General features: G+C 71.0%; 11 protein-coding genes and 1 riboswitch. Of the genes, 9 read left to right on the top strand and 2 right to left on the bottom strand.

Annotation, left to right across the window (positions count from 1 at the left end):
- The 8 genes from ACOV8S_RS17730 to nuoN form a co-directional block, all read left to right on the top strand.
- On the top strand, positions 1-401 hold a 401-nt coding region (locus ACOV8S_RS17730), incomplete at its 5' end, for a molybdopterin dinucleotide binding domain-containing protein (protein WP_448318737.1).
- 38 nt (positions 402-439) lie between these two features.
- A complete protein-coding gene (gene nuoH / locus ACOV8S_RS17725) occupies positions 440-1,786 on the top strand; it encodes an NADH-quinone oxidoreductase subunit NuoH (RefSeq protein WP_448318900.1) in 1,347 nt (448 codons plus the stop codon).
- Entirely contained in the window at positions 1,779-2,486 is a 708-nt protein-coding gene (gene nuoI / locus ACOV8S_RS17720; RefSeq protein WP_448318735.1) for an NADH-quinone oxidoreductase subunit NuoI, read from the top strand. Before nuoH ends, nuoI begins: the two co-directional genes overlap by 8 nt.
- Entirely contained in the window at positions 2,483-3,343 is an 861-nt protein-coding gene (locus tag ACOV8S_RS17715) for an NADH-quinone oxidoreductase subunit J (protein WP_448318734.1), read from the top strand. The genes nuoI and ACOV8S_RS17715 overlap by 4 nt, the downstream gene beginning before the upstream one ends.
- A complete protein-coding gene (gene nuoK / locus ACOV8S_RS17710; RefSeq protein WP_108954875.1) occupies positions 3,340-3,639 on the top strand; it encodes an NADH-quinone oxidoreductase subunit NuoK in 300 nt (99 codons plus the stop codon). The genes ACOV8S_RS17715 and nuoK overlap by 4 nt, the downstream gene beginning before the upstream one ends.
- A 12-nt stretch (positions 3,640-3,651) precedes the next feature.
- Positions 3,652-5,589: an NADH-quinone oxidoreductase subunit L gene (nuoL, locus tag ACOV8S_RS17705; protein WP_448318732.1), complete on the top strand. Its 1,938-nt coding sequence runs from the start codon at positions 3,652-3,654 to the stop codon at positions 5,587-5,589.
- 1 nt (position 5,590) lies between these two features.
- A complete protein-coding gene (locus tag ACOV8S_RS17700; protein ID WP_448318731.1) occupies positions 5,591-7,162 on the top strand; it encodes an NADH-quinone oxidoreductase subunit M in 1,572 nt (523 codons plus the stop codon).
- Positions 7,159-8,820, top strand: coding sequence for an NADH-quinone oxidoreductase subunit NuoN (gene nuoN / locus ACOV8S_RS17695; RefSeq protein WP_448318729.1), 1,662 nt, complete (start codon positions 7,159-7,161; stop codon positions 8,818-8,820). Before ACOV8S_RS17700 ends, nuoN begins: the two co-directional genes overlap by 4 nt.
- Before the next feature lie 160 nt (positions 8,821-8,980).
- Here the strand turns inward: nuoN and ACOV8S_RS17690 are convergent, their stop codons facing one another.
- The gene (locus tag ACOV8S_RS17690; RefSeq protein WP_448318727.1) at positions 8,981-9,991 is read right to left on the bottom strand and encodes a polyprenyl synthetase family protein; all 1,011 of its coding nucleotides are present in this window, start codon (positions 9,989-9,991) and stop codon (positions 8,981-8,983) included.
- Positions 9,992-10,422: 431 nt separating this feature from the next.
- A riboswitch (cyclic di-AMP (ydaO/yuaA leader) is annotated at positions 10,423-10,610 on the top strand.
- Positions 10,611-10,612: 2 nt separating this feature from the next.
- On the opposite strand from ACOV8S_RS17690, the gene ACOV8S_RS17685 reads away from it, so the two are divergent.
- Positions 10,613-11,095 carry a transglycosylase SLT domain-containing protein gene (locus ACOV8S_RS17685; protein WP_448318726.1) on the top strand — a complete coding sequence of 161 codons (483 nt, stop codon included), beginning with the start codon at positions 10,613-10,615 and terminating at the stop codon, positions 11,093-11,095.
- Positions 11,096-11,107: 12 nt separating this feature from the next.
- Here ACOV8S_RS17685 and ACOV8S_RS17680 read toward each other — a convergent pair whose 3' ends face one another.
- Positions 11,108-11,941, bottom strand: coding sequence for an HAD family hydrolase (locus tag ACOV8S_RS17680; RefSeq protein WP_448318725.1), 834 nt, complete (start codon positions 11,939-11,941; stop codon positions 11,108-11,110).
- Positions 11,942-12,113 lie beyond the last annotated feature (172 nt).

Genomic DNA, 12,113 nt, shown 5'->3' with positions numbered 1-12,113 from the left:
CCGAGGGCCCGGCCGCCGTCCCCGCCGACCTGCCCCGCCCCGCCGCGGGCGAGGCGGTCCTCGCCGGACACCGGCTCCTGCTCGACCTGGGCGTCCTGCAGCAGGGCGACGACGCCCTGGCCGGCACCCGTCACGCGGCCACCGCGCGGCTCTCCGCCGCCACCGCCGCCGAGGCGGGCGTCAAGGACGGCGACGTGGTCGAGGTGACCGGCCCGGCCGGCAGCGTCGCGCTGCCGCTGACGGTGACCGCGATGCCCGACCGGGTGGTGTGGCTGCCGCTCAACTCCACCGGGGGCGGCGTCGCCTCCGACACCGGGGCGCTGCCCGGCGCCCTGGTCCGCGTCGGCCCGGCGACCCTCGCCGCCGAGGCCCCCGGTACCGCCGAGGAGGCCGAAGCGTGAACCCGAACCTGACGCGTCTTGCCGCCGAAGACCTCTCGATGTTCGGCCAGGACCCCTGGTGGCTGGTCGTCGTCAAGGCCGTCTTCTGCTTCGCGTTCCTGATGGTGACGGTGCTGTTCGCCATCGTCTGGGAGCGCAAGGTCGTCGCCTGGATGCAGCTGCGCATCGGCCCGAACCGGCACGGCCCCTGGGGACTCCTCCAGTCCCTGGCCGACGGCATGAAGCTGATGCTCAAGGAGGACGTGATCGTCCGCCGGGCCGACAAGGTGGTGTACGTCCTGGCGCCGATCGTCGCCGCGATCCCCGCCTTCATGGCCATCGCGGTGATCCCGTTCGGCCCGCCGGGCAACGAGGTCTCCATCTTCGGGCAGCGCACCACGATGCAGCTGACCGACCTGCCGATCGCGATGCTCTACATCCTCGCGGTGGCCTCGGTCGGCATCTACGGCATCGTGCTGGCCGGCTGGAGCTCCGGCTCCACCTACCCGCTCCTGGGCGGCCTGCGCTCCTGCGCGCAGATGATCTCCTACGAGATCGCCATGGGCGCGGCCTTCGCCTCGGTGTTCCTCTACTCCGGGTCGATGTCGACCTCGGAGATCGTCGCCCAGCAGGAGAACCGCTGGTTCATCGTGCTGCTGCCGGTCTCCTTCGTCCTCTACATCGTGACCATGGTCGGCGAGACCAACCGGGCGCCGTTCGACATGCCCGAGTCCGAGGGCGACCTGGTCGGCGGCTTCAACACCGAGTACTCGTCGATCAAGTTCGCGATGTTCATGCTCGCCGAGTACGTGAACATGGTGACGGTCTCGGCGGTCGCCACCACGCTCTTCCTGGGCGGCTGGCGGGCCCCGTACCCCATCAGCACCTTCTGGGAGGGCGCGAACCACGGCTGGTGGCCGATGCTCTGGTTCGTCGTCAAGGTCCAGTTGCTGCTGTTCTTCTTCATCTGGCTGCGCGGCTCGCTGCCCCGCGTCCGCTACGACCAGCTGATGAAGCTCGGCTGGAAGGTCCTCATCCCGGTCTCGGTGGTGTGGCTGATGGTGGTCGCCACCATGCGGGCGCTGCGCAACGAGGGCTACGGCTTCACCGACATCGCCCTCTACGTGGCCGGGGCGATCATCGCCCTGTTGCTGGTCTCCCTGGTCGTGGACATGTTGCGCGAGCGCCGCGCGCCGGCCCAGGGGGAGGACGCCGCCGAGCCGGCCGCGTTCGACCCGATGGCCGGCGGCTTCCCGGTGCCCCCGCTGCCGGGCCAGGAGCTGCCGCCGGTGCCGCGGCGCCGTTCGCGCTCCGAGCGCGAACTCGTGGCCAGCGGCGGCCCGGACACCCACGGCGACGGACCCCGTGACGGATCTCTGCAGGGAAAGGAGGCGTCCGATGGCTGACGAACACAACGCCCCGGTCGAGAAGGCCGCGGCGGACAAGGGCCTGGCACAGAAGGCCGCGGCACAGCAGAGCGCGGCCGACACCAAGCCGGGGTTCATGAACCCGGTGGCCGGTTTCGGCGTGACCTTCAAGGCCATGTTCAAGAAGCGGCTGACCGAGCAGTACCCGGAGCAGAAGAAGACCACCGCTCCGCGGTTCCACGGACGGCACCAGCTCAACCGCCATCCGGACGGCCTGGAGAAGTGCGTCGGCTGCGAGCTGTGCGCCTGGGCCTGTCCCGCCGACGCGATCTACGTCGAGGGCGCGGACAACACCGACGAGGAGCGCTACTCGCCCGGCGAGCGGTACGGCCGCGTCTACCAGATCAACTACGCGCGCTGCATTCTCTGCGGCCTGTGCATCGAGGCGTGCCCCACCCGGGCGCTGACGATGACCAACGAGTTCGAGCTCGCCGACCTGACCCGGCAGAACCTGATCTACACCAAGGAACAGCTGCTGGCCGGGCTGGAGGAGGGCATGGTCGACACGCCCCACTCGATCTTCCCGGGCACCGACGAGCAGGACTACTACCGGGGTCTGGTCACCGAGGCCGCCCCCGGCACGGTCCGGCAGGTCGCGGTCTCCCAGGGGGAGACCCCGGAAGAGGCCACCCAGGACGCGGACGTGCAGCCCACCGCCCAGCAGGAGGTGGGGGCGTGAACACCGTCGCCGCGTACACCACCTCCACCGGCGAGGCCGTGCAGTTCTGGATCCTCGGCACGGTCGCGGTGCTCGGCGCCCTGGGCACGGTCTTCCTGAAGAGGGCGGTGCACAGCGCGCTCAGCCTGGCCGGCACGATGATCGTGCTCGCCGTGTTCTACCTGGCCAACGGCGCGTACTTCCTGGGCATCGTGCAGATCGTCGTCTACACCGGCGCGATCATGATGCTCTTCCTGTTCGTGGTCATGCTGGTCGGCGTCACGGCGGCGGACTCGCTGAAGGAGACCATCCGGGGCCAGCGCTGGCTCGCCCTGCTCTGCGGTCTCGGCTTCGGGGTCCTGCTGATCGGCGGGATCGGCAACGCGACCATCACCGAGTTCGAGGGCCTGGCCGCCGCCAACTCCGGCGGCAACATCCAGGGCCTCGCCGCCCTGCTGTTCGGCAAGTACGTCTTCGCCTTCGAGATCACCGGCGCGCTGCTGATCACCGCGGCGGTCGGTGCGATGGTGCTCACCCACCGGGAGCGCACCGAGCGGGCCAAGACCCAGAGGGAGATGGCCGAGGAGCGCATCCGCAAGGGCGAGTACATCCCGCCGCTGCCCGCCCCCGGCGTCTACGCCAGGCACAACGCGGTGGACGTCGCGGGCCTGCTGCCCGACGGCACCCCGTCCGATCTCACCGTCAGCGCCACGCTGCGCGAACGCGGCCAGATCCGTGACGTCTCCAGCCAGGCCATCGCGGACCTGCGGGCGCTGGAGCAGCGCTCCAACGAGCGCCTCGAGCGCGACCCCCTGGAGCCCCGGCCGCGCCGCGGCGGGTCCACGGAGCTGACGCGGGCGGAGGAGGCCCAGCAGTGAACCCGGTCAACTACCTCTATCTCGCGGCTCTGCTCTTCACCATCGGAGCCACCGGAGTGCTGGTGCGGCGGAACGCCATCGTGGTGTTCATGTGCATCGAGCTGATGCTCAACGCCTGCAACCTCTCCCTGATCGCCTTCTCCCGGATGCACGGCAACCTCGACGGCCAGATCATCGCGTTCTTCACGATGGTCGTCGCCGCCGCGGAGGTCGTGGTCGGGCTCGCGATCATCGTGTCGCTCTTCCGTACCCGCCACTCGGCCTCGGTCGACGACGCTCGACTGATGAAGCTCTAAGGGGTCGCAGACGTGGAGAACATGATCGCGCTGCTGATCGCGGCGCCTCTGCTCGGAGCGGCCGTCCTGCTGTGCGGCGGCCGGAGGCTGGACAAGGCCGGCCACTGGATCGGCACCGCCCTGGCCGCCGTCTCCTTCGTCCTCGGCGCCGTCCTCTTCGCCGGCCTGCTGGGCCGGGGCGCGGAGGACCGCACCCTGGTCCAGCACCTGTACAGCTGGATCCCGGTCGAGGGCTTCCAGGCGGACGTGGCGTTCCGGCTGGACCAGCTGTCCATCACCTTCGTCCTGCTGATCACCGGCGTCGGCTCGCTCATCCACGTGTACTCGATCGGGTACATGGAGCACGACGAGCGCCGCCGCCGGTTCTTCGGCTACCTCAACCTGTTCCTCGCGGCGATGCTGATCCTGGTGCTCGCCGACAACTACCTGCTGCTGTACGTCGGCTGGGAGGGCGTGGGTCTCGCGTCCTACCTGCTGATCGGCTTCTGGCAGCACAAGCCCAGCGCGGCCACCGCCGCCAAGAAGGCATTCCTGGTCAACCGGGTCGGCGACATGGGCCTGTCCATCGCGATCATGCTGATGTTCACCACCTTCGGCACCTTCGCGTTCACCCCGGTGCTCGACTCCGTGGGCAAGACGGGCGAGGGCACGCTCACCGCGATCGCGCTGATGCTGCTGCTGGCCGCCTGCGGCAAGTCGGCCCAGGTGCCGCTGCAGTCCTGGCTGGGCGACGCGATGGAGGGCCCGACCCCGGTCTCGGCCCTGATCCACGCGGCGACCATGGTCACCGCGGGCGTCTACCTGATCGTCCGCTCCGGCGCGATCTTCAACGCGACGCCGGACGCGCAGCTGGTGGTCACCATCGTCGGCGCGGTCACGCTGCTCTTCGGTGCGATCGTCGGTTGCGCCAAGGACGACATCAAGAAGGCGCTGGCCGGCTCGACGATGTCGCAGATCGGCTACATGGTGCTGGCCGCGGGCCTCGGCCCGATCGGTTACGCCTTCGCCATCATGCACCTGGTGACGCACGGCTTCTTCAAGGCCGGGCTCTTCCTCGGCGCGGGCTCCGTGATGCACGGCATGAACGACGAGGTCGACATGCGCAAGTACGGCGGCCTGCGGAAGTACATGCCGGTCACCTTCGTGACCTTCGGCCTCGGCTACCTGGCGATCATCGGCTTCCCGGGCCTGTCCGGGTTCTTCTCCAAGGACCTGATCATCGAGGCGGCCTTCGCCAAGGGCGGCGTCCAGGGCTGGATCCTGGGCGGGGTGGCCCTGCTGGGCGCCGGGATCACCGCGTTCTACATGACGCGCGTGATGCTGATGACCTTCTTCGGCGAGGAGCGGTGGCGCAACCAGCCGGCTCAGTCCCCGGACGCTCCCGACGTGGAGCCGGCCGCGGGACACGGCGGGGTGCCGCACCCGCACGAGTCGCCGAAGGTGATGACCGTGCCGATGATCGTGCTGGCCTTCGGCTCGGTCTTCGCCGGCGCCTTCTTCGGCATCGGCGAGCGGTTCGTGCACTGGCTGGAGCCGGTCACCTCCTTCGCGCACGGGCACCCGCCGGTCGCCGCGTGGGTCGTCACCGTCGCCACCGTCACCGTGATGGTGCTCGGCGTCGGCCTGGCCTGGCTGCAGTACGGCCGCCGCCCGGTCCCGGCCGTCGCCCCGCGCGGCTCGCTGCTCACCCGGGCGGCCCGCCGCGACCTGCTCCAGGACGACTTCAACCACGTGGTCCTGGTCCGCGGCGGCGAGCACCTCACCCGCTCCCTGGTCTACGTCGACCACACCCTGGTCGACGGAGTGGTCAACGGCACCGCGGCCTCGGTGGGCGGGCTCTCCTCCCGGATGCGCAGGCTGCAGAACGGCTTCGCGCGGTCCTACGCGGTCTCGATGTTCGGCGGTACGGCGGTCCTGGTCGCCGCGACCCTGCTGATGAGGGCGGTCTGACATGAGCTTTCCCCTGCTGACGGCGACCGCGGTGCTGCCCGCCCTCGGGGCGGTCGCCACCGCTGCCGTCCCCGCCGCGCGGCGCGAGGCCGCCAAGTGGCTGGCGCTGCTCGTCTCGCTGGGCACGCTGGCCCTGGCCGTCCTGGTCGCGGTGCGCTTCGACCCGGGCGGCGCGCGGTTCCAGCTGACCGAGAGCTACGACTGGATCCCGGCCTTCGGGGTCCGCTACGAGCTCGGCGTGGACGGCATCGGGGTGGCGCTCACGCTGCTGACCGCGGTGCTGATCCCGTTCATCGTCCTGGCCGGCTGGCACGATGCCGACCCTCTGGAGACCCAGAGCAAGCGCTGGCGCCCCACCCAGGGCTTCTTCGCGCTGATCCTGATGGTCGAGGCGATGGTGATCCTCTCCTTCGAGGCCACCGACGTCTTCCTCTTCTACATCTTCTTCGAAGCCATGCTCATCCCGATGTACTTCCTCATCGGCGGCTTCGGGGACCGCGCCCACCAGGGCGGCGAGGAGGCGGCCGCCACCCAGCGGTCGTACGCGGCGGTCAAGTTCCTGCTCTACAACCTGGCCGGCGGTCTGATCATGCTGGCCGCGGTGATCGGGCTCTACGTGGCCGCGGGCAGCTTCTCGCTGCCGGACATCCTGGCCGCCCGCGCCGACGGCGAGCTGACGATGGGGACGAACACCGAGCGGCTGCTGTTCCTCGGCTTCTTCCTCGCCTTCGCCGTCAAGGCCCCGCTGTGGCCGCTGCACACCTGGCTGCCCAACGCCATGGGTGAGGCCACCGCCCCGGTCGCGGTGCTGATCACCGCCGTGGTCGACAAGGTCGGCACCTTCGCGATGCTCCGCTTCTGCCTCGGACTCTTCCCCGAGGCCAGCAAGTGGGCCACCCCGGTGGTGCTGGTGCTGGCGCTGATCAGCATCGTCTACGGCGCGCTGCTCGCGGTCGGCCAGCGGGACATCAAGCGGCTGGTGGCGTACGCCTCCATCTCGCACTTCGGCTTCATCATCCTGGGCGTCTTCGTGATGACCAGCCAGGGCCAGTCCGGCGCGACGCTGTACATGGTCAACCACGGGATCTCGACGGCGGCGCTGATGCTGGTGGCCGGCTTCCTGATCTCCCGCCGCGGCTCGCGCCTGATCGCCGACTACGGCGGCGTGCAGAAGGTGGCCCCGGTGCTCGCCGGCACCTTCCTGATCGGCGGCCTGGCCACCCTGTCGCTGCCCGGACTCGCCCCGTTCGTCAGCGAGTTCCTGGTGCTGGTGGGCGCCTTCGCCCGCTACCCGGTGGTCGGCATCATCGCCACCTTCGGCATCGTGCTGGCCGCGCTGTACACGCTGGTGCTCTACCAGCGGACCATGACCGGGCCGGTCAGGCCCGAGGTCGCCAAGCTGCCCGACCTGCGGGTGCGTGAACTCGCGGTCGCGGCCCCGCTGATCGCCCTGCTGATCTTCCTGGGCGTCTATCCGCAGCCCCTCACGGACCTCGTCAACCCGGCGGTCCGGCACACCATGTCCGACGTGCAGCAGCACGACCCCGAGCCCGAGGTGGAGGCGGCCAAGTGAGCGCATCAGCCGTCCACGGCCTGTGGACAGACCTGGCCGCCCCCGCGGACGGGTCGATCGCCAAGATTCCGGCCCCGACGATCGAGTACGCGCAGCTGTCGCCGGTGCTGATCGTCATCGGCGCGGCGGTACTGGGCATCCTGGTGGAGGCCTTCGTGCCGCGCCGGGCCCGCTACTACGCGCAGCTCTTCCTCTCCGCCGTCGCGCTCACCGCGGGCTTCGCCGCCGTGGTGGCGCTCGCGGTGGGCGGGTACGCGACCACCCGGGCGGGCATCGCCGCCGAGGGCGCGATCGCGGTCGACGGGCCCGCGCTGTTCCTGCAGGGCGTGATCATGCTGGTCGGTCTGGTCGCGATGTTCACCTTCGCCGAGCGCCGGCTCGACCCGGAGGCGCACGGCAACCGGGTGGACTCCTTCGCCGCGCAGGCGGCGTCGGTGCCCGGCAGCGACAGCGAGAAGGCGGCCGTGAAGGCCGGCTTCACCACCACCGAGGTGTTCCCGCTGCTGCTCTTCGCGGTCGGCGGCATGCTGGTCTTCCCGGCCGCCAACGATCTGCTGACCCTGTTCATCGCGCTGGAGGTCTTCTCCCTCCCGCTGTACCTGCTCTGCGCACTGGCCCGCCGCAAGCGGCTGCTGTCGCAGGAGGCCGCGGTCAAGTACTTCCTGCTGGGCGCCTTCGCCTCCGCGTTCACCCTCTTCGGCATCGCGCTGCTCTACGGCTACTCCGGCTCGGTCGCCTACGGCCGGATCGCCCAGGTCGTCGAGGGCACGGTCGGCGAGGTCAGCCCGGCGCTGGCCGGCACCATGGGCAACGACGTGCTGCTGCTCCTGGGCGCCGCGCTGGTGACGATGGGTCTGCTCTTCAAGGTGGGCGCGGTGCCGTTCCACATGTGGACCCCGGACGTCTACCAGGGCGCTCCGACCCCGGTGACCGGCTTCATGGCGGCGGCGACCAAGGTGGCGGCCTTCGGCGCGCTGCTGCGGCTGCTGTACGTGGTGCTGCCGGGGCTGCGCTGGGACTGGCGGCCGGTGATGTGGGGCGTGGCCGCGGTCACCATGGTGATCGGCGCGATCGTCGCCATCACGCAGACCGACATCAAGCGGCTGCTGGCCTACTCCTCCATCGCGCACGCCGGGTTCATCCTGGCCGGTGTGATCGCGGCGAAGCCGGAGGGGATCTCCTCGGTCCTCTTCTACCTGGCCGCGTACTCCTTCGTCACCGTCGGCGCCTTCGCCGTAGTGACGCTGGTGCGCGACGCGGGCGGCGAGGCCACCCACTTGTCCAAGTGGGCGGGTCTCGGGCGGCGTTCGCCACTGGTGGCGGCGGTGTTCGCGGTCTTCCTGCTGGCCTTCGCGGGCATTCCGCTGACCTCCGGGTTCGCGGGGAAGTTCGCCGTCTTCAAGGCGGCGGCGGAGGGCGGCGCGGCCCCGCTGGTGGTGGTCGGTGTGCTGTCGTCCGCGGTCGCGGCGTTCTTCTACATCCGGGTGATCGTGCTGATGTTCTTCAGCGAGCCCAAGCCGGACGGGCCGACGGTCGCGGTGGCGTCGCCGCTGACGACCGCGGCGATCGCGGTCGGCGCGGCGGTCACCGTCGTGCTGGGCGTGGCGCCGCAGTACTTCCTGGACCTGGCGAGCCAGGCGGGGATCTTCGTCCGCTGAGCCGGGGCGTCCCGACGAGGGGCGTCCCGGCGAGGGGCGTCCCGGCGACGGGCGGTCCGACGACGGCGTCCCGGCGACGGGCGTCCGTGCGACGCCGAAGGCCCGGTTCCCTCGGGGGGAGCCGGGCCTTCGGCGTGCGGTGCGGGGGCGGGGCGCGGGGTCAGCCCGCGCGGTGCACCACGGCGTCGCAGAGGTGCATGAGGGCCGTCCTGGCCTCGCACTCCGGCAGCGGGGCCAGCGCGGCACGGGCCTCCTGCGCGTAGCGGACGGTGTCCGCCCGGGCGTCCTCCAGCGCGGGGTGCTCCCGCAGCCGGGCGACCGCCTCGGCCAGGCGCGCCTCGTCCGACAGGTCGGAGTCCAGCAGCGCGCACAGGGCGACGTCCTCGGGCAGCCCCAGCCGCTCCACCCGCTCGCGCAGCCGCAGCACCGGCAGCGTGGGGATGCCCTCGCGCAGGTCGGTGCCGGGGGTCTTGCCGGAGTCGGAGGAGTCGGAGGCGACGTCCAGGACGTCGTCGGCCAGTTGGAAGGCCACGCCCAGCCGCTCGCCGTACTGCGTGAGCACGTCCACGACCTGGTGGTCGGCGCCGGACATCATCGCGCCGAAGCGGCAGGCGACGGCGACCAGCGAGCCGGTCTTGCCGGCCAGCACGTCCAGGTAGTGGTCGATGGGGGAACGCCCGGCGGACGGGCCGGCGGTCTCCAGGATCTGCCCGGTGACCAGGCGCTCGAACGCCTCGGCCTGCACCCGCACCGCCTCCGGGCCGAGGTCGGCCAGGATGTGCGAGGCACGGGCGAAGAGGAAGTCGCCGGTGAGCACCGCCACCGAGTTGTCCCAGCGGCTGTTGGCGCTGGGCACGCCGCGGCGGACCTCGGCCTCGTCCATCACGTCGTCGTGGTACAGCGTGGCGAGGTGGGTGAGCTCGACGACGACGGCCGAGGGAACGATCCCCGGCGCGTCCGGATCGCCGAACTGCGCGGCGAGCATGACGAGCAACGGACGGAACCGCTTGCCGCCCGCCTTCACGAGGTGCTGAGCGGCCTCGGTGATGAACGGGACCTCGCTCTTGGTGGCTTCGAGCAGACCTTCCTCGACGGCCGCCATACCTGCCTGGACGGCGGTCTCCAGCGCCTGGTCCCGAACCCTCAGCCCGAACGGCCCGACCACGGTCACGAGGGGTCTCCTGTCTGCTGGTGTGTGCTGACGATCACACGGCTTGTCGATAGGTCATTGCCATCACCCCACTCAGCGTATCCGGTCGGGTTTGGATCACCGACAGCCCCCACCCGCCAGATGGCCGGAGACGCCCTGTCCGTTTGAGGGGAGATTGCCGGATTGGTGACCTCTTAAGTCGGTTTATGTGATCGTCGGCCGATCCGTGACATGGACCACAGGGGCGCGCGGTGGACGGACGGGGTCCAATGGCCCGAAGTCGCCCGCGAGCAGCGGCGGTTGAGAGGTGGGCCCCGGTGCGGCCCCGGTGGACGAATCGCCCTCAATCATGATCAACCATCATGATCCACGGAGATCGTACTTGTTTCGGATATCCGCTCTCGCATACGTTTCGCGCCAGCCGGGCGGAACGCCGAATCCTGCCGCCGCCCGCACCCCACAGACCCATTCCACGCACGGCAGGAGCGGGGGACCCAGGTACACCGCCGGACCGGAGCGCGCGAGAGCGCGCCTCCGGGACGGCTAGGGGTGAAGCCTGCCGTCCCATCGGGCGGCGGGCCGGGCAGCCTTTCTGGCCCGAATCCGACAGCTCACCTCGCAGGCGCCGGAGAGGAAGAACGCATGTCCCGTCTCACCCGTACCGCGTCGGCCCTCGCCGTCGCCGCGGCCGTCGTCGCCGCGCCGATCGTGGGCGCCACCGGCGCCTGGGCCGCCGAGACCCCCACCGCGCAGACCTCGGTCGCCGTCGCCCCGGGCAACAAGGTCACCCACCTGGCCGCCACCACGGACAGCCTCGACGGCTGGATCCGCGAGGCCCTCGCCGTCATGGCGAAGCACGGCATCCCGGGTACCTACGAGGGCATCCACCGCAACGTGATGCGCGAGTCCTCGGGCAACCCGCTCGCCATCAACGACTGGGACATCAACGCGATCAACGGCATCCCCTCCAAGGGCCTGCTGCAGGTGATCGACCCCACCTTCGACGCCTACCACGTCGAGGGCACCGACACCTCGCCGTTCGACCCGGTCGCCAACATCGTCGCGGCGTGCAACTACGCCGCCGACCGCTACGGCTCGATCGACAACGTCAACAGCGCCTACTGAACCCCGCTCCCCTCAGGGGAACAACCGCTCGAGGACGACGGCCACGCCGTCGTCCTCGTTCGTCGTGGTGACCTCGTCGGCGACCGCCTTCAGCTCCGGGTGCGCGTTGGCCATGGCCACCCCGTGGGCCGCCCAGCGGAACATCGGGACGTCGTTCGGCATGTCACCGAAGGCGACGGCGTCCTGCGGGCCCAGGCCGAGGCGCGACGCGGCCATGGCCAGCCCGGTGGCCTTGGTGACCCCGTGCGGCTGCAGCTCCACCGTCCCGGGGCCGGACATCGTCGCGGTGGCCAGCGAGCCGACCGCCGAGGCCGCCACCGCGGTCAGCTCGTCGTCGGTGAGCTCCGGGTGGGACAGCAGGACCTTGGTGATCGGCCGCTCCCACAGGTCGCTCCGGCGGCCGACCCGCTCCGCGGGGAGCGTGGGCCGCGCCATCCGGTAGCCCGGCTCGATCAGCGTGAGCCCCTGGACGCCGTCCTGGTCGACGGCCGCGTACACCTGGCCCACCTCGGCCTCGATCTTGCCGAGGGCCGTCTCCGCCAGCTCCCGGTCCAGGGTCATCGACCACACCAGCCGGTCCCGGTCCGCGTCGTAGAGCTGCGCGCCCTGGCCGCACACCGCGAAACCGCCGCCGATGCCGGCCAGCAGGTCGCGTACCCGCGGCGCGGGCCGGCCGGTCACCACCAGGTGCCGTGCGCCGGACCGCGCCACCGCCCCCAGTGCCGCACGGGTGCGGGCGGAGACGGTGTCGTCGTCGCGCAGGAGCGTGCCGTCCAGGTCCGTGGCGATCAGGGCGTACGCGGGGAGCGTGCGGGAGGGGGGCGCATAGGCGGCGGGTGCGGGCATGATCAGAGAATACGGACCTCCCGGAGCGCCCCCGTGACGGGTTGACACGTCAACTGGATATGTGCAATAGGGCGTTGCCCCCCTCAGGTGAGCGCCCCACGCGGCGCGGCGGGGCGAGCCGCGTCCCGGGCAGGCGGTCGCCCCGGGCATGCGGTCGCGTCAGGTGTGCGGG

It is taken from the genome of Streptomyces sp. CO7 (assembly GCF_053474865.1).
This window is presented reverse-complemented; position numbering and strand designations above follow the sequence as displayed.

Excerpts from the sequence above, each read along its gene's own strand:
- nuoH (WP_448318900.1), top strand. The coding sequence starts at position 440 with ATGTTCGGCCAGGACCCCTGGTGGCTGGTCGTCGTCAAGGCCGTCTTC.
- nuoI (WP_448318735.1), top strand. The coding sequence starts at position 1,779 with ATGGCTGACGAACACAACGCCCCGGTCGAGAAGGCCGCGGCGGACAAG.
- ACOV8S_RS17700 (WP_448318731.1), top strand. The coding sequence starts at position 5,591 with ATGAGCTTTCCCCTGCTGACGGCGACCGCGGTGCTGCCCGCCCTCGGG.
- ACOV8S_RS17685 (WP_448318726.1), top strand. The coding sequence starts at position 10,613 with ATGTCCCGTCTCACCCGTACCGCGTCGGCCCTCGCCGTCGCCGCGGCC.
- ACOV8S_RS17680 (WP_448318725.1), bottom strand. The coding sequence starts at position 11,941 with ATGCCCGCACCCGCCGCCTATGCGCCCCCCTCCCGCACGCTCCCCGCG.